The following is a 25,505-nucleotide window of genomic DNA, read 5'->3' as shown; positions in this document are numbered from 1 at the left end:
CATTAATCTTTCTTGCTACTGTTCCATTCATTGTTTCGGCAAATGATTTGCAACTGGCTGCGAACATGAAAGGATTGCCAGAAGATTTTAAGCGGTATTTTTATAATTCTGAAGTTGTCGTTCAGGTATATCTGAACGACAACTACATTTTCGATGCCAGCGTGTCTCTTAAAGAGAATGGTGACATCAAGCTTCTCCGCATCATTGATGAACAACAGAACAGCGATCCCGAGACCAATACTCTTTGGTCGGATTTGCTCAGTAAAGGCGTTTCGGTGGGGAAATGTACCGTATCCTGCCCATCAGGGCTGATGCAGGTAGAATACTCGCTGGATAACTCGGCGCTAAAACTTTATACCACCAACTACGAAACCAGCCAGGTTGCGGGTAATTATCTTGCCGTGCCTGAAGATACACCTGCTGGGCTAATCATCAATAACGATGTCTCGTTTTCTGAGGCGGCAGCAATGCGTAGTTGGGGTATCAACTCCTCACTTACCGCATCACTTGGCGGATGGAGCCAACTGGCTGCATTTCAGTCATCAGGTACCAGTGGCCGCTACCAATACAACAGCTCCAGTGTTTATCAACTCTTTACGCAGAAAGAGCTGCAGGGCAGTTTTATCCGCTTGGGGCTATTTACGCCGGACAGCGATACCGGGAACGTGCAGGCTTCCGGATTTGGCTACGACACGGTTGTCGGCGGTATGTGGGGAACTTCTGATGCGTTGCTAGTGACTTCCGATACCGTCAGCGCCTGGCCTGTTTATGTTACAGGGCGCAACCAGTCAATTGCGGAAGTCTGGCGAAACGGACAAATGATCCGTACCCAGCAACTTCAGCCGGGAGTGCAGGCGCTGGATACGCGTCCGTTGCCTATTGGTATCTACGATATCACCATCAAAATCATTGAGAACGGCCAGGTTGTCGACACACAGGAAGCGCAAATCTTTAAGTCGCAGGGGTGGAATAATCCAAACCAGCGCTGGCGCATGAATCTGTGGAGCGGGCAGCGCCGTACCCTGGCGACGGGCGATATGAATACACTGGACGGTAAGCCTTTCGCGGCGGGCGGTGGTCTGGAGTTATTGGTTCACCCCCAGGCAACCGTAGCATTTACTGGCGCAGCCACAGCAAAGGATCGCCACGTGCGAACGCGAGCCAATATTACGCTTTCGCAAAATGACCGATTGCTTGCGCAATATACTGTCGGTAACTCGGAGCACCAGGCTAACCAGGATACAGACATTCGTTATTACCGTAATTTGTATGCTGGCGGAACAGTCAGCTTTTTCTGGCGCTCAACCCTCATCGATGTTTATGGTCACCGGGTTCGTTCGCGTCAGAAGGGAGATACATGGGGGGCGTCTTTATCATCAAGATTGCCGTGGTCCTCATCGTTGATCCTGAATACGCAATATATGGATACGGAATGGCGTAAAGGCGTAGCCGCAGATGCCGCGTTATCAACGCAAACTCGCTTTTATGACCGTAGTACGAGTTTTCGATTGGGTGTCTATGACCGGCCGGGATTCAACGACAAACGTCGCGATCGCGGCGTGTCATTCAGCGTGTCGATTGCGCTGTCCCCTTCCAGTGATCACTCTGTTTCCTTGAGCACAGGTATGGAACAAGCGAAAAGCTATTCAAGCTTGCAGTATCAGTGGGAGCCAACGGAGAAAGAGACCATCCGTAGTTTAGGTGGCGGAGTTTCCTGGAATGCGGCAGAAACCATGCTTAACGGTAACGGGGCGATAGATACGCCATGGGTAAGTGGCAATTTCTATGCGCAACGTGGCCTGCAGAGCAAAATCAATACTGCCGGTGCTAACCTGAGCCAGGCGCTGGTTATCGGCGGCGGTAAGGTCGCTTCCGTCAACGGTAACAATAGCGGTATGGAGTCTGCTGTGATTGTTGATGTGGACGCCGATGATAATGAGACCCGCATTCTGGCATCCGGCAGCATGAGCGAGACCAGCCTTAAACCTGGCAGGAATATTTTGCCCGCTGAACTGTGGAAAAAAAGCGACATCCAGTTTAGCGCGCGTGGCAGTGACAGTGTGCAGGTATTCCCGGAACGCCAAAGTGTCCAGATGAGCCGTGGTAGCGTGCAGTACGTTAATGTCAAAACGGTGAAGACGTTTACGCTTGTTGGCATGTTGCAAGATGAGCAGGGTAAGGCGGTTAAAAACCGTTACGTCAGAAGTGATGTTGGCGGAAGCATCGTAAATGCGGAAGGTGTACTGACGCTGGACACTGGCGTAGCTAATCGTTTGCTGACTGTCCAGGAGGAAAACGGTTTACCCTCACTACAATGCGTGCTCCCTTCCGGGCTGGATAAGAATAAAAAAGTGCAGTTTATCAGTGCTGTCCGCTGCCAGATTGCGAGCACAGTAGAGAAGTAATCTGTCTTAATGTCGGTTGAGCTCTGGGGCGTAAGTCACTTTCCGGTCGAGAGATATATAGCGTGTATACGGCGGTGGTGAAGGAAATCGTGCCTGCATTGCAGGCACGAATGCGAACAACGACTATTTTTTCTCGCCGTTTTCCAGGTTCTCGACCTGCGGCAGACCGTTGCCGGCAGAGGTAGAAAGCAGGCCGGTTTGCACATAGTTGAACAGCTTCTCACGGGTATCAGAGATATCCAGATTACGCATTGTCAGCTGTCCGATACGGTCGTCCGGCGAGAACACCGACTCGCCTTTTTCCATCGTCAAACGCTCTGCTTTGTAGGTCAGATTGTCGGAAACAGTGTTCAGAATCGAGTAATCATTGCCGCGACGCAGTTCCAGCGTCACTTCACCGGTGATGGCGCTAGCCACCCAGCGTTGCAGTGAATCACGTAGCATTAGTGCCTGCGGATCGAACCAGCGACCCTGGTAAAGCAGGCGACCAAGCTGGCGACCATGCGCGTGATATTGCTCAATAGTGTCTTCGTTGTGAATGCCGGTCAGCAGACGTTCGTAAGCGATATGCAGCAGCGCCATCCCTGGGGCTTCGTAAATACCGCGGCTTTTCGCTTCGATAATACGGTTCTCAATCTGATCGCTCATTCCCAGACCGTGACGACCACCGATGCGATTGGCCTCCAGCATCAGTTCAACATCCTCAGTGAAGGTTTTGCCGTTCAGCGCGACCGGATGACCGCGCTCAAAACGTACGGTAACTTCTTCGGCCTGGATTTTTACATTCTCGTCCCAGAATTTAACCCCCATGATTGGGTTAACAATCTTCACGCTGGAATTGAGAAACTCTAAATCTTTTGCTTCGTGTGTTGCGCCCAGCATATTGGAGTCAGTCGAGTAGGCTTTTTCTGCCGACATTTTGTAGTCGAAACCCGAGGCTACCATGAATTCGGACATTTCCTGCCGGCCGCCCAACTCATCAATAAAGTCGGTATCCAGCCACGGCTTATAGATTTGCAACTCAGCGTTAGTCAGCAGGCCATAGCGATAGAAGCGCTCAATATCGTTGCCTTTATAGGTGCTGCCGTCGCCCCAAATATTCACACCGTCTTCTTTCATTGCCGCAACCAGCATCGTACCGGTCACCGCGCGACCCAGCGGCGTGGTGTTAAAATAAGTCAGACCACCCGTCGTATTATGAAAAGCGCCGCACTGGATGGCGGCAATGCCTTCGGCGACCAGCTGTTTACGGCAGTCGATAAGGCGAGCATTTTCCGCACCGTACTCCTTTGCGCGACGGGGAATTGCGTCATAGTCATCCTCGTCCGGTTGACCCAGGTTCGCTGTGTATGCATAAGGAACCGCGCCTTTTTGGCGCATCCACAGCAGCGCTGCACTGGTGTCCAGTCCGCCGGAGAAAGCGATGCCGATACGTTGACCTGCGGGAAGATGCTTGAGAATCGTCGTCATAAAAAAATCCCTGCTTGATAGACCGATGGTGAGAGACTTAACAGCCACGCCATACTCTTTGTGCCATCCAACCAGAATAATTAGTGAATGGTTATGCAAAATAAGTGAGTTTTCATTTAATCATCTTTTGACGATGACCGAAAGAGAAGAGTGCAATTTTCATTGCGATAGTGGTGAACTGTGCTGTTTACATGCTTAAAGATAATACGCAACAAAATTGCATACGTCAGGGGCACAGTATGCTAACGCGCTATGGTTGACAGAACGGCATGTTTATCAATATACTACAGGCCGGTTTTACGTCCCGTCTTCGGTACCAAATCCCAGCATTATTTGCAAATTTGCACTCAAGCGAGTAGAATTTGCCACGTTTCAGGCGCGGGGTGGAGCAGCCTGGTAGCTCGTCGGGCTCATAACCCGAAGGTCGTCGGTTCAAATCCGGCCCCCGCAACCACTTTCCCTAAGTGTACTTTTTTAAATATACTATGAAGACTTAACGCCTTCGCAGCTGGATTTGAAAAAAATACTTATGGAAGGTTCTCCAGGCCGCAGTTGCGGCTATAGGGTTCAGTTATTTAAAGCCCCGATTTATCGGGGTTTTTTGTTATCTGAGTACGAAATAACTGGGCTATATGCCCTTTTTTTATGTCTTGGGGGTGGACTTGTCCACATTAGAGCAAAAATTAACAGAGATGATTACGGCGCCGGTTGAAGCACTGGGCTATGAACTGGTCGGTATCGAGTTTGTGCGCGGGCGCACATCTACACTGCGCATCTATATTGATAGTGAAGATGGCATCAATGTTGATGATTGCGCTGATGTCAGCCACCAGGTCAGTGCGGTACTGGATGTTGAAGATCCGATTACCGTGGCTTACAACCTGGAGGTTTCCTCACCAGGTCTTGAGCGTCCTTTGTTTACGGCTGAGCACTATGCGCGCTTTAAGGGCGACGAAGTCTCGCTGGTTCTGCGTATGGCGGTTCAAAACCGGCGTAAATGGCAGGGCATCATTAAAGATGTCGATGGCGAGATGATCACCGTTACGGTCGAAGGTAAAGATGAAGTGTTCGCATTGAGCAATATTCAAAAAGCGAACCTGGTCCCCCACTTTTAACAGTCTGGATTTGAGGTGAAAGGCCCCCGATGAACAAAGAAATTTTGGCTGTTGTTGAAGCTGTTTCTAACGAAAAGTCGCTTCCGCGTGAAAAAATCTTTGAAGCGCTGGAAAGTGCTCTGGCTACAGCAACCAAGAAAAAATATGAACAAGAGATCGATGTTCGCGTAAGCATTGATCGTAAAAGCGGTGATTTCGACACGTTCCGTCGCTGGTTGATCGTGGAAGAAGTGACGCAGCCGACACGTGAGATCACCCTCGAAGCAGCGCGTTACGAAGATGAGAGCCTGAACCTCGACGACTATGTTGAAGATCAGATTGAATCCGTCACGTTTGACCGCATCACCACCCAGACCGCAAAACAGGTCATTGTACAGAAAGTACGTGAAGCTGAGCGCGCCATGGTGGTCGATCAGTTCCGCGAGCACGAAGGCGAAATCATCACCGGCGTGGTGAAGAAAGTGAACCGCGACAACATCACGCTGGATCTCGGCAACAACGCTGAAGCCGTTATCCTGCGCGAAGATATGCTGCCGCGTGAAAACTTCCGTCCGGGCGACCGCATCCGCGGTGTGCTGTACGCTGTACGCCCTGAAGCGCGCGGTGCGCAGCTGTTCGTTACCCGTTCCAAACCGGAAATGCTGGTTGAACTGTTCCGCATTGAAGTGCCGGAAATCGGTGAAGAAGTTATCGAGATTAAAGCCGCAGCCCGCGATCCGGGTTCTCGCGCCAAAATCGCCGTGAAGACGAACGACAAGCGTATCGATCCGGTCGGCGCCTGCGTGGGTATGCGCGGTGCGCGTGTGCAAGCTGTTTCGACGGAACTCGGCGGTGAGCGTATTGATATCGTACTGTGGGACGATAACCCGGCACAGTTCGTTATCAACGCAATGGCACCGGCTGACGTTGCTTCTATCGTGGTGGATGAAGATAAACACACCATGGATATCGCCGTTGAGGCGGGCAACCTGGCGCAGGCTATCGGCCGTAATGGTCAGAACGTGCGCCTCGCGTCTCAGCTGAGCGGCTGGGAACTCAACGTCATGACCGTTGAGGATCTGCAGTCCAAGCATCAGGCTGAGGCTCATGCAGCGATTGATACTTTCACCCGTTACCTGGATATTGACGAAGATTTCGCCACCGTTCTGGTCGAAGAAGGTTTCTCTACGCTGGAAGAACTGGCCTATGTGCCAATCAAAGAGCTGCTGGAAATCGATGGTCTGGATGAAGACACCGTCGAAGCCCTGCGTGATCGTGCGAAAAACGCGCTGACCACTCTGGCACTGGCGCAGGAAGAAAGCCTCGGTAATAAAGAACCGGCTGAAGACCTGCTTAACCTGGAAGGTCTGGATCGCGCACTGGCTTTCAAACTGGCTGCTCGTGGTGTTTGTACGCTGGAAGACCTCGCTGAACAAGGTGTGGATGACCTGAGCGATATCGAAGGGTTAACCGATGAGAAAGCAGGTGAGCTCATCATGGCCGCACGTAATATTTGCTGGTTTGGCGACGAAGCGTAATAAACTGTAGCAGGAAGGAACAGCATGACAGATGTAACCGTAAAAACGCTGGCCGCTGAGATTCAAACCTCTGTGGACCGCCTGGTACAGCAATTTGCTGACGCAGGGATCCGCAAGTCCGCTGAAGACTCAGTGACGGCACAAGAAAAGCAGACGCTGTTAGCGCATTTGAACCGTGAACATGGTTCTACGCCTGACAAGCTGACTCTGCAGCGCAAGACGCGCAGTACATTAAGTATTCAGGGCACCGGTGGGAAAAGTAAATCGGTGCAGATCGAAGTCCGTAAAAAACGCACCTTTGTAAAACGCGATCCACAAGAGGCTGAACGTCTCGCTGCGGAAGAAGAGGCGATGCGTGAAGCGGAAGAGAAGGCCCGTCGTGAAGCAGAGGAAGCCGCTGAGCGCGAAGCCGAGGACAAAGCCAAACGTGATGCCGAAGCCCGTGCGAAACGTGAAGCTGATGAAAAGGCTAAACGCGAAAATGCTGAAAATGCAAAACGCGAAGCTGCGGAAAATAGCAAAGTGAGCAACCAACAATCTGACGAAATGACCAGGACAGCCCAGGCGGAAAAAGCCCGCCGTGAATCCGAAGCGCAAGAACTCAAGCGCAAAGCGGAAGAAGAGGCTCGTCGTAAACTGGAAGAAAATGCGCGTCGCGTAGCGGAAGAAGCTCGTCGTATGGCTGAACAAAATGAAGCGAACTGGACGGCTCCGGCAAGCGAAGAAGAAGAGACTACTGGTGATTACCATGTAACCACTTCCCAGCATGCCCGCCAGGCGGAAGATGATAACGACCGTGAAGTTGAAGGTGGTCGTGGTCGCAGCCGTACAGCGAAAGCTGCTCGTCCGAAGAAAGGCAACAAACACGCTGAAAGCAAAGCTGACCGCGAAGAAGCGCGTGCTGCGGTTCGTGGTGGTAAAGGCGGCCGTCAGCGTAAAGGTTCTGCTCTGCAGCAGGGCTTCCAGAAGCCAGCGCAAGCGGTTAACCGTGACGTCGTGATCGGCGAAACCCTGACAGTTGGCGAACTGGCTAACAAGATGGCGGTTAAAGGCTCTCAGGTCATCAAAGCGATGATGAAGCTGGGCGCGATGGCAACCATCAACCAGGTTATTGACCAGGAAACTGCGCAGCTGGTTGCTGAAGAGATGGGCCATAAAGTTATCCTGCGTCGTGAAAACGAGCTGGAAGAAGCGGTAATGAGCGACCGTGACACAGGTGCTGCGGCAGAACCGCGCGCACCGGTTGTGACCATTATGGGTCACGTTGACCACGGTAAAACCTCTCTGCTGGATTACATTCGTTCAACGAAAGTCGCCTCTGGCGAAGCGGGCGGTATTACTCAGCACATTGGTGCTTACCATGTTGAAACCGACAACGGCATGATCACCTTCCTGGATACCCCAGGCCACGCCGCGTTTACCGCCATGCGTGCCCGTGGTGCTCAGGCGACGGATATCGTGGTTCTGGTTGTTGCGGCGGATGACGGCGTGATGCCGCAAACTATCGAAGCTATCCAGCACGCGAAAGCGGCGCAGGTGCCGGTAGTCGTTGCCGTGAACAAGATCGATAAGCCAGAAGCCGATCCGGATCGCGTTAAAAACGAACTCTCTCAGTACGGCATCATTCCGGAAGAGTGGGGCGGCGAAAGCCAGTTCGTTCACGTTTCCGCGAAAGCCGGTACCGGTATCGACGAGCTGCTGGATGCGATCCTGCTGCAAGCCGAAGTTCTGGAACTGAATGCTGTACGTAAAGGTATGGCCAGCGGCGTGGTTATCGAATCCTTCCTGGATAAAGGTCGTGGTCCGGTTGCTTCCGTGCTGGTGCGTGAAGGCACGCTGCATAAAGGCGATATCGTGCTGTGTGGCTTCGAATATGGCCGCGTGCGTGCGATGCGCGATGAACTGGGTCGCGAAGTCACAGAAGCGGGTCCGTCCATTCCGGTGGAAATCCTCGGTCTGTCCGGTGTTCCGGCTGCGGGTGATGAAGCGACTGTTGTGCGTGACGAGAAGAAAGCGCGTGAAGTGGCACTGTACCGTCAGGGCAAATTCCGCGAAGTTAAACTGGCGCGTCAGCAGAAATCCAAACTGGAAAACATGTTTGCCAACATGACCGAAGGCGAAGTTCACGAAGTGAACATCGTTCTGAAGGCCGACGTTCAGGGTTCTGTCGAAGCCATCTCCGATTCTCTGCTGAAACTGTCTACCGACGAAGTGAAAGTGAAGATCGTGGGTTCCGGCGTAGGTGGTATCACCGAAACCGACGCAACGCTGGCTGCTGCCTCCAACGCGATTCTGGTTGGCTTCAACGTTCGTGCCGATGCATCTGCGCGTCGCGTGATCGAAGCGGAAGGTCTGGATCTGCGTTACTACTCTGTCATCTATAACCTGATCGACGAAGTGAAAGCGGCAATGAGCGGTATGCTCTCTCCGGAACTTAAACAGCAGATCATCGGTCTGGCGGAAGTTCGCGATGTATTCAAATCGCCGAAATTCGGTGCGATCGCGGGCTGTATGGTTACCGAAGGTGTGGTTAAACGTCACAACCCGATCCGCGTTCTGCGCGACAACGTGGTTATCTATGAAGGCGAACTGGAATCCCTGCGTCGCTTCAAAGATGACGTCAACGAAGTCCGTAACGGTATGGAATGTGGTATCGGCGTTAAGAACTACAATGACGTACGTACCGGCGACATGATCGAAGTGTTCGAGATCATTGAGATCCAACGTACTATTGAGTAATTCGCTTCGCTTTTCGGCTGGTTGCCAGCCGAAATCGACAGTGGATGAACATTGCTGGCCGGGTAAGCGAAGCGCCTCCCGGCAAGAAATATTAAAAGGGGCTACGGCCCCTTTTTAGTCTGGAGAATTATTATGGCGAAAGAATTTGGTCGCCCGCAGCGCGTGGCTCAGGAACTGCAAAAAGAGATTGCGATTATCCTGCAGCGCGAAATTAAAGATCCGCGCCTGGGTATGATGACTACCGTTTCTGGTGTTGAAGTTTCCCGCGATCTGGCCTATGCCAAAGTGTTTGTCACCTTCCTCAACGATAAAGACGAAGCATCCGTGAAAGCGGGTATCAAAGCGTTGCAGGATGCCTCTGGCTTTATTCGTTCCCTGTTGGGTAAAGCGATGCGTTTGCGTATCGTGCCGGAACTAACGTTCTTCTACGACAACTCGTTGGTCGAAGGGATGCGCATGTCCAACCTGGTGACCAGCGTGGTGAAACACGATGACGAACGTCGTGTGAACCCGGACGACAGCAAGGAGGAGTGATGAGTCGTCCTCGTCGTCGCGGTCGCGACGTGCATGGCGTTCTGCTGCTTGATAAACAGCAGGGCGCTTCCAGCAATGATGTGCTGCAAAAAGTAAAGCGTCTTTACAACGCCAATCGCGCCGGGCACACCGGAGCGCTTGATCCTCTGGCGACAGGCATGCTGCCGATTTGCCTGGGAGAAGCGACAAAGTTTTCCCAATATCTGCTGGATTCGGACAAACGTTATCGGGTGATTGCCCGCCTTGGGCAGCGTACCGATACGTCCGATGCGGATGGGCAAATCGTCGAAGAGCGTCCGTTGACTTTCAGTGCCGAACAACTGGCTGATGCGCTGGACAGTTTTCGCGGTAATACGCAGCAAGTCCCGTCGATGTACTCTGCCCTGAAATATCAGGGAAAGAAGCTCTACGAGTATGCACGCCAGGGCATTGAGGTTCCGCGTGAAGCACGCCCAATTACGGTTTACGAACTGTTATTTATCCGCCATGAAGGCAATGAACTTGAGCTGGAAATTCATTGTTCGAAAGGGACTTACATCCGCACCATCATTGATGATTTGGGTGAGAAACTGGGCTGCGGCGCACATGTTATCTATCTGCGTCGCCTGGCGGTGAGTAAGTACCCGGTAGAACGTATGGTGACGCTCGAACAGTTGCGTGAACGTGTTGAGCAGGCCGAGCAGCAGGGTATCCCGGCGGCACAACTACTGGATCCGCTTTTGATGCCCATGGACAGTCCGGCGGCGGATTTCCCGGCGGTTAACATTCCGTCAGTGGTCGCGGCATACTTCAAAAACGGTCAGCCGGTTCGGGCATCCGCAGCGCCAAAAGCGGGGCTGGTACGTGTCACTGAAGGTGATGACGCGAAATTTATTGGTATGGGCGAAATGGATGACGAAGGCCGTGTTGCGCCGCGTCGTCTGGTGGTCGAGTATCCTGCACAATGACGGGCTTACCTTGCGGGAAACCGTGACTACGAGTAGAATATTGCCGCTTAACGCCGGGCTATGTATTTAACATCACCCGGCGTTAATCCTGAGGCCGCTGAATTAGAGATCGGCGCCTTTTCATTTTTTTATCACTGGAGTTCAAAATGTCTCTAAGCGTTGAAGCTAAAGCAAAAATCGTTTCCGAGTTTGGTCGTGGTTCTAACGACAGCGGTTCTACCGAAGTTCAGGTTGCACTGCTGACTGCTCAGATCAACCACCTGCAGGGTCACTTTGCAGAACACAAAAAAGATCACCACAGCCGTCGTGGTCTGCTGCGTATGGTTTCTCAGCGTCGTAAATTGCTCGACTATCTGAAACGTAAAGACGTTGCACGCTACACCGCGCTGATCGAGCGTCTGGGTCTGCGTCGCTAAGTCTGGCGAGTTTCAAGAAGGGGCCTACAAGGCCCCTTTTTTCAACCAGGCGGCAGCAATTGGCAGTAAACTAATGTATTGTTGCCAGGTATGATCTTCACTGCAGAGGTTCGCGCGGCTAATGAGAGGCTTTATCCGCAATGGGCGGGTTAGGGTTGTCATTAGTCGCGAGGATGCATGAAGATTCGGTTAAATTGTCGGCACGCCAAAGGTGTGCTGACTTTCATTAAGAAAGGACAGAACTTTGCTGAATCCGATCGTTCGTAAATTCCAGTATGGTCAACATACCGTCACGCTGGAAACCGGCATGATGGCGCGTCAGGCGACTGCTGCCGTTATGGTAAGCATGGATGACACCGCAGTATTCGTGACTGTAGTTGGCCAGAAAAAAGCAAAACCAGGTCAGGATTTCTTCCCGCTGACCGTAAACTATCAAGAACGTACTTACGCTGCAGGTAAAATTCCTGGCGGTTTCTTCCGTCGTGAAGGCCGTCCGAGCGAAGGCGAAACGCTGATCGCGCGTCTGATTGACCGCCCGGTTCGCCCGCTGTTCCCGGAAGGTTTCGTGAACGAAGTGCAGGTTATTGCTACCGTGGTTTCCGTTAACCCGCAGGTTAACCCGGACATCGTGGCCATGATCGGTGCTTCCGCTGCGCTTTCACTGTCTGGTATTCCGTTCAATGGCCCGATTGGCGCCGCGCGTGTTGGTTATATCAATGACCAGTACGTTCTGAACCCGACTCAGGAAGAGCTGAAAGCAAGTAAGCTGGACCTGGTCGTTGCCGGTACTGAAGCCGCCGTTCTGATGGTGGAATCCGAAGCGGAACTGCTGAGCGAAGATCAAATGCTGGGCGCTGTGGTATTCGGCCACGACCAGCAGCAGATTGTTATCCAGAACATCAACGATTTGGTAAAAGAAGCAGGCAAACCGCGTTGGGACTGGCAGCCGGAAGCGGTGAACGAAGCGCTGAACGCGCGCGTTGCTGCGCTGGCAGAATCACGTTTGAGCGATGCGTACCGCATCACTGACAAACAAGAGCGTTATGCTCAGGTTGACGTGATCAAATCCGAAACCATCGCCGCGCTGGTTGCAGAAGATGAAACCCTGGATGCTAACGAACTGGGCGAAATCCTGCACGCTATCGAGAAAAACGTTGTTCGTAGTCGCGTACTGGCAGGCGAACCGCGTATTGATGGCCGCGAAAAAGATATGATCCGTGGTCTGGACGTTCGTACCGGTGTTCTGCCGCGTACCCACGGTTCCGCACTGTTCACTCGTGGCGAAACTCAGGCGCTGGTTACTGCCACGCTGGGTACCGCACGTGACGCGCAGATCATCGACGAACTGATGGGCGAGCGCACTGACTCTTTCCTGTTCCATTACAACTTCCCTCCGTACTCCGTAGGGGAAACTGGGATGGTTGGTTCGCCGAAACGTCGTGAAATTGGTCACGGCCGTCTGGCTAAACGCGGCGTGCTGGCAGTAATGCCGGATGCTGATAAATTCCCGTACACCGTGCGTGTGGTTTCTGAAATCACCGAATCGAACGGTTCTTCTTCTATGGCTTCCGTTTGCGGCGCATCTCTGGCGCTGATGGACGCAGGCGTACCGGTGAAAGCCGCCGTTGCGGGTATCGCAATGGGTCTGGTGAAAGAAGGCGACAACTTTGTTGTTCTGTCTGACATCCTGGGCGACGAAGACCACCTGGGCGATATGGACTTCAAAGTTGCGGGCTCCCGCGACGGTATCTCTGCGCTGCAGATGGATATCAAAATTGAAGGTATCACCAAAGAGATCATGCAGGTTGCGCTGAACCAGGCGAAAGGTGCTCGTCTGCATATTCTGGGTGTAATGGAGCAGGCGATTAACGCGCCGCGTGGTGATATCTCTGAATTTGCGCCGCGTATCCATACCATCAAAATTAATCCAGATAAGATCAAAGACGTGATCGGTAAAGGCGGTTCCGTCATTCGTGCGCTGACCGAAGAAACCGGCACCACCATCGAAATCGAAGATGATGGCACCGTGAAAATCGCAGCAACTGATGGCGACAAAGCGAAACATGCTATTCGCCGCATTGAAGAGATCACGGCTGAGATCGAAGTGGGCCGTGTCTATAGCGGTAAAGTGACCCGCATCGTTGACTTTGGCGCGTTTGTTGCCATCGGCGGTGGTAAAGAAGGTCTGGTACATATTTCTCAGATCGCAGACAAACGCGTTGAGAAAGTGACCGATTATCTGCAGATGGGCCAGGAAGTGCCGGTTAAAGTTCTGGAAGTTGACCGTCAGGGCCGTATTCGTCTGAGCATTAAAGAAGCAACTGAGCAGACTCAGCCTGCTGAAGCGTCGGAAGCGCCGCAAGCAGAGCAGGGCGAGTAAGGTTGCCTTTGCCCTCCGCGAAAGCGGAGGGCTTATTAGCAGGCAGGACGCCATGTTTGCAGCCGGGGGACAGGACGTTCATCCAATTGTTGTCTTCGGGAGTGGGAAATGAAGCCTTTTTTGCGCTGGTGTTTCGTTGCGACAGCTTTAACGCTGGCAGGATGCAGCAACTCTGCCTGGCGTAAGAGCGAAGTCCTCGCGGTGCCATTGCAACCGACTTTGCAGCAAGAAGTGATTCTGGCACGCATGGAACAAATTCTTGCCAGTCGGGCTTTGACCGATGACGAACGCGCACAGCTTTTATATGAGCGCGGAGTGTTGTATGATAGCCTCGGTTTGAGAGCCTTAGCGCGAAATGATTTCTCGCAAGCGCTGGCAATCCGACCCGATATGCCTGAAGTATTCAATTACTTAGGCATTTATTTAACGCAGGCAGGCAATTTTGATGCTGCCTATGAAGCGTTTGATTCTGTACTTGAGCTTGATCCAACTTACAACTACGCGCACTTGAATCGCGGGATCGCACTGCATTACGGCGGTCGCGACAAGTTAGCGCAAGATGATCTGCTGGCGTTTTATCAAGACGATCCTAATGATCCTTTCCGGAGTCTGTGGCTTTACATCGTTGAGCGTAAGCTTAATGAGAAGCAGGCTAAAGAAGCACTGAAACAACGCTTCGAAAAATCGGACAAGGAACAGTGGGGATGGAACATTGTCGAGTTCTACCTCGGCGACATTAGCGAAGCAACGCTAATGGATCGCCTGAAGGCAGACGCAACGGATAACACCTCGCTCGCTGAGCATCTCAGTGAAACCAACTTCTATTTAGGTAAGTACTACCTAAGTCTGGGGGATAAGGACAGCGCTTCGGCACTGTTCAAACTAGCGGTTGCTAACAACGTCCATAATTTTGTTGAGCACCGTTACGCATTGTTGGAATTAGCGCTCTTGGGCCAGGAGCATGACGACCTGGCAGAATCGGACCAGCAATAGCTGACGAACATATCAGCCCGTAATCTTTTTTTGATTGCCATCACCTTCGCGGGTGAGGGCTTCATTGTTCGTTAATTAACCTACTTTGAGCCGGTTCACACTTTTCAATGAAAATTGCTAATTTTTTTCACGATGAGTTATGTAGACTGGCCGCCAATGACATAGAGGCACTTGTACTACATGGCTGAATTCGAAACCACTTTTGCAGATCTGGGCCTGAAGGCTCCCATCCTTGAAGCCCTTAACGATCTCGGTTACGAAAAACCATCTCCGATCCAGGCTGAGTGCATTCCGCACCTGCTGAACGGTCGTGACGTGCTGGGCATGGCCCAGACTGGTAGCGGTAAAACCGCAGCGTTTTCTCTGCCGCTGCTGAACAACATCGATCCGGACCTGCGTGCGCCGCAGATCCTTGTGCTCGCTCCGACCCGCGAACTGGCGGTTCAGGTAGCTGAAGCAATGACCGATTTTTCTAAACATATGCGCGGTGTAAACGTGGTAGCCCTGTACGGCGGCCAACGTTATGACGTGCAGTTGCGCGCTCTGCGCCAGGGGCCACAGATCGTCGTCGGTACGCCGGGTCGTCTGCTGGATCACCTGAAACGCGGCACGCTGGATCTCTCTAAACTGAGTGGTCTGGTGCTGGATGAAGCCGACGAAATGCTGCGCATGGGCTTTATCGAAGACGTAGAAACCATCATGGCGCAGATCCCGGAAGGTCATCAGACCGCTCTGTTCTCTGCAACCATGCCGGAAGCAATTCGTCGCATTACTCGCCGCTTTATGAAAGAGCCGCAGGAAGTGCGCATTCAATCCAGCGTGACGACTCGTCCGGATATCAGTCAGAGCTACTGGACTGCATACGGTATGCGTAAAAACGAAGCACTGGTTCGCTTCCTGGAAGCAGAAGATTTTGATGCGGCGATCATCTTCGTTCGTACCAAAAATGCAACGCTGGAAGTGGCGGAAGCGCTGGAACGCAGTGGCTATAACAGCGCCGCGCTGAACGGCGACATGAACCAGGCACTGCGTGAGCAGACACTGGAGCGTCTGAAAGACGGTCGTCTGGATATCCTGATCGCAACTGATGTTGCGGCACGTGGTCTGGACGTTGAGCGTATCAGCCTGGTGGTTAACTACGACATCCCGATGGATTCTGAATCCTACGTTCACCGTATCGGTCGTACCGGTCGTGCGGGTCGTGCGGGCCGTGCGCTGCTGTTCGTTGAGAACCGCGAGCGTCGTCTGCTGCGCAACATCGAACGTACGATGAAACTGACCATTCCGGAAGTGGAACTGCCGAACGCAGAGCTGCTGGGCAAACGCCGTCTGGAAAAATTCGCCGCGAAAGTTCAGCAGCAGCTGGAAAGCAGCGATCTGGATCAGTACCGCGCGCTGCTGGCAAAAATCCAGCCTTCTGCTGAAGAAGAGATGGATATTGAAACGCTGGCCGCTGCACTGCTGAAAATGGCGCAGGGTGAACGTCCGCTGATCCTGCCGCCGGATGCGCCGATGCGTCCTAAGCGTGAATTCCGCGAGCGCGATGACCGTTTCGAACGCCGTGGCGATCGTAACGATCGTGGTCCGCGTGGCGAACGTTCTGAACGTGGTGGTGAAGATCGTCCGCGTCGTGAACGTCGTGATGTAGGCGAAATGGAACTGTATCGTATCGAAGTGGGCCGCGATGATGGTGTTGAAGTACGCCATATCGTTGGCGCTATCGCGAACGAAGGTGATATCAGCAGCCGTTACATTGGTAACATCAAACTGTTTGGTACTCACTCTACCATTGAGCTGCCGAAAGGCATGCCGGGCGAAGTTCTGCAGCACTTCACTCGCACACGTATTCTGAACAAGCCGATGAATATGCAGCTGCTGGGCGATGCACAGCCGCGTGAGCGCAGCGAACGTCGCGGTGGCGGTGAACGTCGTGGCGGTTTCGGTGGTGAACGCCGTGAAGGTGGTCGTGGTGAAGGCCGTCGTTTCAGCGGTGAGCGTCAGGAAGGTCGTAGTTTCGGTGGCGAACGTCGCGCACCGCGCCGCGATCGTGATGACAGCGCTCCGCGTCGCCGTAACGACGCATAATCTGCGTTACAGTCTGTAAAGAAATAGATACAGCCCCGATCAAAAAGATTGGGGCTTTTTTTATCCGCAATGTACTCCTGTACTGGTACAATGCAGCAGCCTGAACTACTGGCATTGATCATCACAGGAGAATCATTCAGATGTCGACACTGACAACCACACAAGCTTCCCCTTCGCTGTTCGGCGGGGTGGTGATTATTGGCGGCACGATCATTGGCGCAGGCATGTTTTCACTGCCGGTGGTGATGTCTGGCGCGTGGTTTTTCTGGTCATTGCTGGCACTCGTTTTTACCTGGTTTTGCATGTTGCACTCCGGGCTGATGATCCTTGAAGCCAACCTGAATTACCGTAGCGGCGCGAGTTTCGATACCATCACCAAAGATCTGCTGGGGAAAGGCTGGAATCTGGTTAACGGTATCTCGATTGCTTTCGTGCTCTATATCCTGACCTACGCCTACATTTCGGCGAGCGGCTCTATTTTGCACCACACTTTTGCCGAAATGTCGCTGAATGTCCCGCCGCGTCTGGCCGGGCTTACTTTTGCGCTGCTGGTGGCGTTTATCGTCTGGCTCTCGACGCACGCTGTCAGCCGAATGACAGCCATTGTGCTGGGTGCGAAGGTCATAACTTTCTTTCTCACCTTTGGCAGCCTGTTGGGGCATGTCGAGCCAGCAACCTTATTTAATGTTGCTCAGAGCGATGCTTCGTACACGCCTTATCTGTTGATGACGTTGCCATTCTGTCTGGCCTCGTTTGGCTACCACGGCAATGTGCCAAGCCTGATGAAATATTACGGCAAAGATCCGCGTACCATTATTCGTTGCCTGGTCTACGGCACGCTGCTGGCGCTGGGGCTGTATGTTATTTGGTTGCTGGTCACGATGGGCAACATCGCGCGTCCCGCATTCATTGAGATCGCAGCAAAAGGCGGGAATATCGATGTGCTTGTGCAGGCGCTGAGCGGCGTGCTGAATAGCCGCAGCCTGGATCTGTTGCTGGTTGTTTTCTCAAACTTTGCCGTCGCCAGTTCCTTCCTCGGCGTGACGCTGGGGCTGTTTGACTACCTGGCAGACTTGTTCAAATTTGATGATTCCCCGCTGGGACGTTTTAAAACCGCACTGCTGACCTTTTTGCCGCCGATTGTTGGTGGCTTACTGTGGCCGAACGGCTTTTTGTATGCGATTGGTTATGCGGGTTTAGCGGCAACGGTATGGGCGGCGATTGTTCCCGCGCTGCTGGCAAATGCGTCGCGTAAGCGCTTTGGCAGCCCGGCATTTCGCGTGTGGGGTGGCAAGCCGATGATCGTGTTGATCCTGCTGTTTGGCATTGGCAACGCAGTGGTGCATCTGCTTTCCAGCTTTAATTTGCTACCTGTCTATCAGTAATCATTTTCTCTCCCCTCCCTTGCGGGAGAGGAGGATCTCTGCGTTAACCGAGCAGTTCCTCTTTCACCTGCATTGCCAGATCAAACGAATAAAGCCGCGCCTGGTGATCAAAAATTTGCCCGTTGACCATAATTTCGTCGGCATCCGTTTCCCGCAGAATTGACTCCAGGCCGTGGCGCACTTTCGCTTTATCACCCACCAGCGACATGCTCAGCGCCTGCTGCACGCCGTATTGTTCCGACGGAGACCAGAACTGATCCATATTGGGGATCGGTGGCGGCAACTGCGCGCTTTCACCACGGCGCAATTTCACAAACGCCTGCTGCATCGACGTAAACAGGAATTCCGCATCGCGATTGCTGTCGGCAGCGACAATGTTAATGCACACCATGGCGTACGGTTTTTCCAGCCGCGCAGAAGGCGTAAAGTTGGCGCGATAAAGATGCAACGCCTGGAACAACATATCCGGCGCGAAGTGCGAAGCAAAGGCAAACGGCAAGCCCAGCTGTGCGGCCAGTTGCGCGCTATACAGGCTTGAGCCCAGCAGCCAGACGGGGATTTTTTCACCGTAGCCTGGCACCGGTCGCACATGCGGGTTGGGATCGCGGGCATCAAACCAGTCCACCAGTTCGGCGACATCACGCGGGAAATTGTCGATATCACCGCTCATATGGCGGCGCAGCGCCATCATGGTGCGCTGATCGCTACCTGGCGCGCGGCCAAGCCCAAGATCGATGCGCCCGGGATAGAGCGTATTCAATGTGCCGAACTGCTCGGCAATCACCAGCGGCGAGTGATTTGGCAGCATCACACCACCGGAACCCAAATGCAGAGTTTGCGTATTCGCCGCAAGATAGCCAATCAAAACGGAAGTCGCTGCGCTGGCGATACCGGTCATATTGTGGTGTTCTGCCAGCCAGTAGCGATGATAACCGCGCCGTTCGGCCAGTTTCGCCAGATCCAGCGAATGAGTGAACGCCTCGCGGGCGCTGGCGTTTTGAGGGATCGGCGCAAGATCAAGCACCGAAAAAGGGATCGTTTTATCAGACATACACACTCACTTTGCTACAGCATTGTCATCAGATTGAAGGTCTTCTTCCAGCCTGGCGCAATGTGCCGCGCCCGGCCAGAAAAGCTGCGATTTTCATACTGCATTAACTTGCGACAATTCTTGTTAACAAAGTGAGCTTTTTACTGTTGAAGAACCAGCCCCGGCAGCTTGCGCCAGTAGCCGTTGCAATCGCTATTAGACGCCAGCGGCAGCGGCGCATTACCCGTTTCATTAGCCTGAAATGCGTCGAGCATAGCAAATGTCTCGTTACCCATCGGCGACAGGCGCACCATATCCACAAGCCCCTTCATCGAAGTCAGCTCATTACCCAGATTGTAAACATAGCCGCTCATTGTCTGGATGCCGTTCAGCACAAAGACTTGCTGGTTCTCTTGCGAAAGAATGCTGCGCCCGTTCGGGTATTTAATGCAGCAGGTTTCGCACTCATCTTTGGGCCTGTCTTCGGAGCGGGCAGTAAAGCAGCGCGCGGAGTAAGCCAGCGGCAGATGACCGTAGCTCAGCACTTCCACTTCAAATTGTTGGCGAATACCCAGGGAATCACACTGATCGAGCAAGTTTTTCAGCCAGTCGCGTGAAAGCTCAACCGGCATGCACCAGCGCACCATGCCTTGCTTGAGCAGTAAACGCAGCGTCACCGCGTTGTAGCAGTTAAGCGCATGCCCGGCGACAAACGGCAGCTTGCGCTCGGCGCACATATTCACCACGCCCAGATCGCTGGCTTCGAGCAGAAACTCACCGTTATCAACGTAACGTTTTAGTTCGTTTAATTCGGAAGAGGCCTGCACCAGCGCCAGCGTGGAAAGCACAACCTGCTTGCCGCTGCCCGCCAGTTGTTTGGCCATATCCAGCCAGTCGCCCACTTTGGTGGCGCGGCGCTTGCTGCAAACGGCTTCGCCAAGGTAAATCACATCGGCGTGGCTGGTGGCGGCCTGGCGGTAAAAATCTTCCAGCGTCTCTTTTGGCCAGTAGTAAAGCACCGGCCCTAATGAATATTTCATGGTTTTCCTACTGCCATTTGCGGTGATACGCGCCGAGGGTGGTTTGGGTGCCTTCCGACATCGAACCCAGCGTTTCCATCCAGGCCGATTGCGGCACAAAGTCTTGCGGCGATGCCATACAACGGTCGATTGCCTGACGCCATACTTTTGCCACCTGGCTGACATAGGCCGGGCTGCGCTGACGCCCCTCGATTTTTACCGAGGCAATATTGGCGGCCAGCAGTTCCGGCAGCAGTTCCAGCGTGTTGAGGCTGGTGGGTTCTTCCAGCGCGTGATAGCGCTCGCCATCCACCAGATAGCGGCCTTTGCATAAGGTCGGGTAACCGGCGTTTTCGCCATCCTGATAGCGATCAATCAGCACTTCGTTAAGTCGGGACTCCAGCCCCTGCGGCGTTTGCTGCCAGCGCACAAAACGCGCCGGAGAACAGGCGCCCACGGTATTGGGCGATTCACCAGTCAGGTAAGAGGATAGGTAGCAGCGGCCTTCCGCCATAATGCACAGACTGCCAAAAGCGAACACTTCCAGCGGCACCGGCGTGACGCGCGCCAGCTGTTTGACCTGGTGAATCGATAACACGCGCGGCAGCACTACGCGCGCCACGTCAAAGTGACGATGGTAAAAACGAATTGCCTCTTCGTTGGTCGCAGAAGCCTGGACGGAGACGTGGCGCTCAATATGCGGATATCGCTCCGCTGCATATTCCAGCATCGCTAAATCCGCCAGGATCAGCGCGTCAGCGCCAATCTGCGCCGCCATATCAACGGCGCGCTCCCAGCGTTGATAGCCATCAGGATGCGCAAAGGTGTTAATGGCGATATGCAGCTTACGGCGGTGCTGGTGAACAAAGCTGACCGCTTCCTGCAGTTTCTTCTCGGTAAAATTGAGGCCGGCGAAATGGCGGGCGTTGGTGTCATCTTTCAGGCCGATATACACAGCATCGGCACCGTTTTCGATGGCCGCCTTCAGCGCCGGAAGGTTTCCGGCAGGGCAGAGCAACTCCATAGTGTATCCTGCAATCAGGGGCGCTATGGCCCGGATGTACCCCGTGGGGTCGCTAAGTTGTTAATGAACTGGGATTTTAGTTAACCTGTCAGCGACAATTTTTGATTTGAGGCAGTTAAATGCGTATTGATGGCGCCAATAATCCCCGGCTGTTTATTCGTAATTGTTGATTTGTGCCGCTATGCCATTTGTCGATTGTGGCAAAATAACAGTCATTATCATTTCAGGGAGTAAAGCTCGTGTTGGATAAATTGCGCTCACGTCTTGTTCACGTTGGCCCGTCGTTATTGAGCGTGCCGGTTAAACTGACGCCTTTCGCCATCAAACGTCAGGTGCTGGAGCAGGTGCTGCGTTGGCAATTCCAACAGGCGCTGGTGGACGGAGAACTTGAGTTTCTTGAAGGCCGCTGGTTAAGTATCCAGGTTCGGGATATTGGCCTGACGTGGTATACCTCTGTTGCAGATGGGCAGATGATTGTGCGTGAATCTGCCGATGCGGATGTCAGCTTCAGCGCGGACGCCAGCGATTTGCTGATGATTGCTGCGCGTAAGCAGGATCCCGATACGTTGTTTTTCCAGCGCCGTCTGGTGATTGAAGGCGATACGGAACTTGGGCTGTACGTGAAAAACCTGATGGACGCCATTGAGCTGGAGCAGATGCCAAAACCCTTGCGGGTGATGCTGCTGCAGCTGGCGGAATTTGTTGAGGCTGGCCTGCAAGCGCCGCCTGCAACGACACAACCTTCTGTAGGTGAGCCATGCTGATTAGAGTTGAAATTCCCATTGATGCTCCCGGTATCGACGCGCTGCTGCGCCGTAGTTTTGGCGGCGAAGCGGAAGCGACGCTGGTGCACGATCTACGCGAAGACGGGCTGATTACGCTGGGATTTGTTGCGACCGATGACGAAGGCCAGGTCATTGGCTACGTGGCGTTTAGCCCGGTTTCGGTTGCCGGTGAAGAGCTGCAATGGGTCGGGCTTGCGCCGCTGGCCGTTGATGAGCAGTACCGAGGGCAGGGTATTGCGCGTCAGTTAGTGTATGAAGGGCTGGATTCACTCAACGAGTTTGGTTATGCGGCGGTGGTAACTTTAGGTGATCCTGCGTTTTATAGCCGTCTCGGGTTTGAGAAGGCGGCGCAGTATAATTTGCACTGCCGCTGGTCAGAAAGCCATGACGCGTTTTTAGTTCATCGTCTGGCGGATGACGCGTTCAATGGCGTCAGTGGTCTGGTCGAATACAGCGATCATTTCAATCGTTTTTAACGGTCACAGTTAACAGGCTTTCCCGCAGCGCCTCGAACGAGCCATCCCCGGCGACGAGGCGCTCTTTCTGGCGCTTGGTTAACTGCTTAATGCGGTACTCCAGCCGCAGCGCCAGCGACCTTTCCCCCACCTCGGCCGAAAAAGCCAACGCCAGCGCGCCTTTTCCCCGCAGCGCTTTTGCGCCTTTCCCGGATTGATGTTGGGTAAAACGCCGTGCGACATCGGTGGTAATGCCGGTGTAGAGCATGTTGTCAGCGGTGCGAATAAGATAAAGAAACCAGGGCGTCATGACGATGTTCAGTATGTTAATGTGAAAGAAAAATAACATGGGGAAGGGAAAAAATGGAGACTCTTGCAGCCATTAATCGCTGGCTGGCGAAGCAGCATGTTGTTACCTGGTGTGTGGCGAATCGGGGAGAGTTGTGGTGTGCGAACGCGTTCTATTTTTACGATCCGCAAGCGGTCGCGTTTTATATTCTCAGTGAAGATCAAACCCGCCATGCACAGATGACGGGTTTGAACGCGCAGGTGGCAGGCACGGTAAACGGCCAGCCAAAAACCGTGGCGCTGATTCGCGGCGTGCAGTTCACCGGTGAGATCCGCCGCCTTGACGGCGAGGAGAGTGCGACATTGCGTGCGAAGTACAATCGTCGCTTTCCGGTCGCCCGCATGTTATCTGCCCCGATGTGGGAGATTCGCCTTCATGAACTAAAGTTCACCGATAACACGCTGGGCTTTGGTAAAAAACTGCACTGGATCCGCGACTCAGGCACCCAATAAACGCAGTGCTTCGCGGTTAAACGCGGGCAAATCATCGGGAGTACGGCTGGTAACCAGCTGATCTTTATCGACCACCACTTCCTGGTCGTAGAACTCACCCCCGGCGTTTTTCACATCCACCACAATCGGTTTCACCGCCGTGAGCTTACGCCCGCGTATCGCATCGGCGCTGATCAGCAATTGTGGACCGTGGCAAATGGCGAAGACCGGTTTCCCGGCGCTGATGAAATCCCGCGTGAAGGTCACAAAACGATCGTCGCCGCGCAGATAGTCAGGCGAATGTCCTCCCGGCAGCAGCAGCGCATCAAAGTCTGCCGGGCGCACTTCATCAATGGCTTTATCAATTACCACTTCCGCTTCGCCCTTTTTGCCGTGAATGGTTTTCCCGGCCTGTTTCTCAATCGTAATAACTTCATGACCGGCCTTGCGAAATTCATGCGCCGGAGAGGTGAATTCTGAATCTTCAAACTCGTCGGTGATCAAGACAGCGATTTTCTTGCTCATACTTCCTCCGTTGTTTTGGCTTCAGAAAGGGAGTTATGCATACTGATAACTCACCAGAACATTAAGCCTGGTTCAGCAGGCTGACATTGCAACACAGATTCATCTGCAAAGGGGGGAACGATGCAACGTGTATTAATCACCGGTGCCACCGGTCTGGTTGGCGGACATCTGTTGCGGTTGATGAACAGCGACCCGCGCATTGACGCGATCACGGCGCCGACTCGCCGCCCGCTACAGGGCATCTCTGTTGTTGCGAACCCGCACGATCCCCAGCTCAGTGATGCGCTGGCACTGGTGACGGAACCGGTCGATACGGTTTTTTGTTGCCTCGGCACAACGCGGCGTGAGGCGGGCAGCAAAGAGGCATTTGTGCTTGCCGATTACACGCTGGTGGTGGACACGGCGATCGCTGGACTGCGCCTTGGCGCGACGCAAATGCTGGTGGTCAGTTCAATGGGGGCAAACGCGCGCTCGCCGTTTTTCTACAATCACGTGAAAGGTGAGATGGAAAACGCGTTGATGGCACAACAGTGGCCGTCGCTGACCATCGTCCGACCGTCAATGCTGCTGGGGGATCGGGAGAAAAAACGGGTCAATGAATCGTTGCTGGCACCGCTTTTTCGTCTGTTGCCGGGCAACTGGAAGTCGATTTCCGCCTACGATGTTGCCCGCGCAATGCTGGCGCTGGCATTTTTGCCTTCAAACCAGCCCACGCGTGTGGTGAAATCCGCGCAGCTACGGGCGATCGCAGCGGATAGCTCATTGGCAAAATAGTTATCACGGCGTACTATTCTCGGGCTTATAAATATATCCCCGGGGAATGTTATGACTGGTCAGTCTTCACCTCAAGCGGCGACACCTGTTCAATGGTGGAAACCCGCTCTGTTCTTTCTTGTTGTTATCGTTGGTCTTTGGTATGTGAAATGGCAGCCTTATTACGGCAAAGCATTCACCGCCGCCGAGACGCACAGCATCGGTAAATCCATTCTTTCCCAGGCCGACTCCAGCCCGTTTCAGGCGGCGCTTGATTATGCCATGGTCTATTTTCTCGCAGTCTGGAAAGCTGCCGTACTCGGCGTGCTGCTCGGTTCGCTGATTCAGGTGCTTATCCCGCGCGACTGGTTGCTGCGCACGCTGGGGCAAAAGCGCTTTAGCGGCACCTTGTTTGGTACGTTATTTTCTCTGCCTGGCATGATGTGTTCTTGCTGTGCGGCCCCGGTGGCGGCAGGCATGCGGCGTCAGCGCGTATCCATGGGCGGTGCGCTGGCGTTCTGGATGGGCAACCCGCTGCTGAACCCGGCGACGCTGGTGTTTATGGGGTTTGTGCTTGGCTGGCATTTCGCGGCAATCCGCCTGGTTGCCGGTCTGGTCACTGTGCTCGGCGTGGCAACACTGGTACAGATGCTGGTGAAAGATAGCCCGCAACAGTCAGAGCCGGTGGAAATCACCTTACCGGAGCCGCAGGGCAGCTTTATGGCGCGCTGGGGCAAGGCGTTATGGCAACTGTTCTGGAGCACCATTCCGGTCTATATCCTCGCGGTGCTGGTTCTCGGTGCGGCGCGCGTCTGGCTGTTCCCGCATGCGGATGGCGCGGTGGATAACACATTGCTGTGGGTGATTGCGATGGCGATTGTCGGTTGCTTGTTTGTTATCCCAACGGCGGCAGAAATTCCCATTGTGCAAACCATGATGCTGGCGGGGATGGGCATGGCGCCTGCCCTGGCGCTGCTGATTACGCTGCCGGCGGTTAGCCTGCCATCGCTCGTTATGCTGCGTAAATCTTTCCCGGCGAAAGCCCTGTGGCTGACCGGCGGCCTCGTGGCGTTGTGCGGAGTGATTACCGGTATTATTGCGCTGCTGTAAGCCAGTTTATGCGCGAAAAAAAAGCCCGGTTTTACCGG

General features: G+C 53.6%; 23 protein-coding genes and 1 tRNA gene. 18 read left to right on the top strand and 6 right to left on the bottom strand.

Annotation, left to right across the window (positions count from 1 at the left end):
* The first annotated feature begins 65 nt into the window (after positions 1 to 65).
* Positions 66 to 2,405 (top strand): TcfC E-set like domain-containing protein, encoded by a 2,340-nt coding sequence (locus JKP81_RS14870; RefSeq protein WP_234455664.1) that lies wholly within the window; start codon positions 66 to 68, stop codon positions 2,403 to 2,405.
* A 123-nt stretch (positions 2,406 to 2,528) separates the two neighbouring features.
* On the opposite strand, the gene argG is transcribed toward JKP81_RS14870, so the two are convergent.
* Positions 2,529 to 3,875 carry an argininosuccinate synthase gene (argG, locus tag JKP81_RS14865; protein WP_200552348.1) on the bottom strand — a complete coding sequence of 449 codons (1,347 nt, stop codon included), beginning with the start codon at positions 3,873 to 3,875 and terminating at the stop codon, positions 2,529 to 2,531.
* Between the two features lie 377 nt (positions 3,876 to 4,252).
* Here argG and JKP81_RS14860 point away from each other — a divergent pair.
* From JKP81_RS14860 to mtr, 12 genes are all read left to right on the top strand, one after another.
* A tRNA-Met gene (locus tag JKP81_RS14860) sits at positions 4,253 to 4,329 on the top strand.
* Between the two features lie 208 nt (positions 4,330 to 4,537).
* Positions 4,538 to 4,990 carry a ribosome maturation factor RimP gene (rimP, locus tag JKP81_RS14855; RefSeq protein WP_017457352.1) on the top strand — a complete coding sequence of 151 codons (453 nt, stop codon included), beginning with the start codon at positions 4,538 to 4,540 and terminating at the stop codon, positions 4,988 to 4,990.
* A gap of 29 nt (positions 4,991 to 5,019) precedes the next feature.
* Entirely contained in the window at positions 5,020 to 6,507 is a 1,488-nt protein-coding gene (nusA, locus tag JKP81_RS14850) for a transcription termination factor NusA (protein WP_017457353.1), read from the top strand.
* A gap of 24 nt (positions 6,508 to 6,531) precedes the next feature.
* On the top strand, positions 6,532 to 9,246 hold the full coding sequence (gene infB / locus JKP81_RS14845; protein ID WP_200552347.1) for a translation initiation factor IF-2: 2,715 nt from the start codon (positions 6,532 to 6,534) through the stop codon (positions 9,244 to 9,246).
* Positions 9,247 to 9,378: 132 nt separating this feature from the next.
* Positions 9,379 to 9,780 carry a 30S ribosome-binding factor RbfA gene (gene rbfA / locus JKP81_RS14840; RefSeq protein WP_200552346.1) on the top strand — a complete coding sequence of 134 codons (402 nt, stop codon included), beginning with the start codon at positions 9,379 to 9,381 and terminating at the stop codon, positions 9,778 to 9,780.
* The gene (truB, locus tag JKP81_RS14835) at positions 9,780 to 10,727 is read left to right on the top strand and encodes a tRNA pseudouridine(55) synthase TruB (protein ID WP_200552345.1); all 948 of its coding nucleotides are present in this window, start codon (positions 9,780 to 9,782) and stop codon (positions 10,725 to 10,727) included. Before rbfA ends, truB begins: the two co-directional genes overlap by 1 nt.
* Positions 10,728 to 10,873: 146 nt before the next feature.
* Entirely contained in the window at positions 10,874 to 11,143 is a 270-nt protein-coding gene (rpsO, locus tag JKP81_RS14830) for a 30S ribosomal protein S15 (protein ID WP_017457357.1), read from the top strand.
* A gap of 244 nt (positions 11,144 to 11,387) precedes the next feature.
* Positions 11,388 to 13,523 carry a polyribonucleotide nucleotidyltransferase gene (gene pnp, locus JKP81_RS14825; protein WP_065369453.1) on the top strand — a complete coding sequence of 712 codons (2,136 nt, stop codon included), beginning with the start codon at positions 11,388 to 11,390 and terminating at the stop codon, positions 13,521 to 13,523.
* A gap of 108 nt (positions 13,524 to 13,631) precedes the next feature.
* Positions 13,632 to 14,516 (top strand): lipoprotein NlpI, encoded by an 885-nt coding sequence (nlpI, locus tag JKP81_RS14820; RefSeq protein ID WP_200552344.1) that lies wholly within the window; start codon positions 13,632 to 13,634, stop codon positions 14,514 to 14,516.
* 107 nt (positions 14,517 to 14,623) lie between these two features.
* Complete coding sequence (yrbN, locus tag JKP81_RS23770; protein WP_097400725.1) at positions 14,624 to 14,704, top strand: protein YrbN; 81 nt, start codon at positions 14,624 to 14,626, stop codon at positions 14,702 to 14,704.
* Positions 14,697 to 16,601, top strand: coding sequence for a DEAD/DEAH family ATP-dependent RNA helicase (locus JKP81_RS14810; protein ID WP_200552343.1), 1,905 nt, complete (start codon positions 14,697 to 14,699; stop codon positions 16,599 to 16,601). Before yrbN ends, JKP81_RS14810 begins: the two co-directional genes overlap by 8 nt.
* A gap of 140 nt (positions 16,602 to 16,741) precedes the next feature.
* Positions 16,742 to 17,986 (top strand): tryptophan permease, encoded by a 1,245-nt coding sequence (mtr, locus tag JKP81_RS14805; protein WP_200552342.1) that lies wholly within the window; start codon positions 16,742 to 16,744, stop codon positions 17,984 to 17,986.
* A 43-nt stretch (positions 17,987 to 18,029) separates the two neighbouring features.
* On the opposite strand, the gene JKP81_RS14800 is transcribed toward mtr, so the two are convergent.
* The 3 genes from JKP81_RS14800 to JKP81_RS14790 form a co-directional block, all read right to left on the bottom strand.
* Positions 18,030 to 19,037 (bottom strand): luciferase-like monooxygenase, encoded by a 1,008-nt coding sequence (locus JKP81_RS14800; RefSeq protein WP_200552341.1) that lies wholly within the window; start codon positions 19,035 to 19,037, stop codon positions 18,030 to 18,032.
* A 140-nt stretch (positions 19,038 to 19,177) separates the two neighbouring features.
* Entirely contained in the window at positions 19,178 to 20,056 is an 879-nt protein-coding gene (locus JKP81_RS14795; protein WP_200552340.1) for a U32 family peptidase, read from the bottom strand.
* Positions 20,057 to 20,063: 7 nt separating this feature from the next.
* Positions 20,064 to 21,059: a peptidase U32 family protein gene (locus JKP81_RS14790; protein ID WP_020455407.1), complete on the bottom strand. Its 996-nt coding sequence runs from the start codon at positions 21,057 to 21,059 to the stop codon at positions 20,064 to 20,066.
* A 239-nt stretch (positions 21,060 to 21,298) separates the two neighbouring features.
* Here JKP81_RS14790 and JKP81_RS14785 point away from each other — a divergent pair, with 239 nt between their 5' ends.
* Both JKP81_RS14785 and JKP81_RS14780 read left to right on the top strand, forming a co-directional pair.
* Positions 21,299 to 21,823, top strand: a complete 525-nt coding sequence (locus tag JKP81_RS14785) for an SCP2 domain-containing protein (protein ID WP_200552339.1) — start codon at positions 21,299 to 21,301, stop codon at positions 21,821 to 21,823.
* On the top strand, positions 21,817 to 22,320 hold the full coding sequence (locus tag JKP81_RS14780) for a GNAT family N-acetyltransferase (RefSeq protein ID WP_200552338.1): 504 nt from the start codon (positions 21,817 to 21,819) through the stop codon (positions 22,318 to 22,320). Before JKP81_RS14785 ends, JKP81_RS14780 begins: the two co-directional genes overlap by 7 nt.
* Here the strand turns inward: JKP81_RS14780 and JKP81_RS14775 are convergent.
* Positions 22,307 to 22,648, bottom strand: coding sequence for a GIY-YIG nuclease family protein (locus tag JKP81_RS14775; RefSeq protein WP_370568885.1), 342 nt, complete (start codon positions 22,646 to 22,648; stop codon positions 22,307 to 22,309). The genes JKP81_RS14780 and JKP81_RS14775 overlap by 14 nt on opposite strands.
* 14 nt (positions 22,649 to 22,662) lie before the next feature.
* Between JKP81_RS14775 and JKP81_RS14770 the strand changes: the two genes are divergently transcribed.
* Positions 22,663 to 23,100, top strand: a complete 438-nt coding sequence (locus tag JKP81_RS14770) for a YhbP family protein (RefSeq protein WP_200552336.1) — start codon at positions 22,663 to 22,665, stop codon at positions 23,098 to 23,100.
* Here the strand turns inward: JKP81_RS14770 and JKP81_RS14765 are convergent.
* Complete coding sequence (locus JKP81_RS14765; protein WP_200552335.1) at positions 23,086 to 23,604, bottom strand: type 1 glutamine amidotransferase; 519 nt, start codon at positions 23,602 to 23,604, stop codon at positions 23,086 to 23,088. The genes JKP81_RS14770 and JKP81_RS14765 overlap by 15 nt on opposite strands.
* Positions 23,605 to 23,724: 120 nt before the next feature.
* On the opposite strand from JKP81_RS14765, the gene JKP81_RS14760 reads away from it, so the two are divergent.
* Both JKP81_RS14760 and JKP81_RS14755 read left to right on the top strand, forming a co-directional pair.
* Positions 23,725 to 24,378, top strand: a complete 654-nt coding sequence (locus tag JKP81_RS14760) for an NAD(P)H-binding protein (RefSeq protein ID WP_200552334.1) — start codon at positions 23,725 to 23,727, stop codon at positions 24,376 to 24,378.
* A gap of 51 nt (positions 24,379 to 24,429) precedes the next feature.
* The gene (locus JKP81_RS14755; protein ID WP_017457371.1) at positions 24,430 to 25,467 is read left to right on the top strand and encodes a permease; all 1,038 of its coding nucleotides are present in this window, start codon (positions 24,430 to 24,432) and stop codon (positions 25,465 to 25,467) included.
* The last annotated feature ends 38 nt before the right edge of the window (positions 25,468 to 25,505 follow it).

The sequence above is a fragment of the Kosakonia sp. LAM2021 genome (genome assembly GCF_016620385.1).
Lineage (GTDB): Bacteria > Pseudomonadota > Gammaproteobacteria > Enterobacterales > Enterobacteriaceae > Kosakonia > Kosakonia sacchari.
The sequence above is the reverse complement of the archived record's forward strand: the minus strand, read 5'-3'. Positions and strand labels throughout refer to the sequence as shown.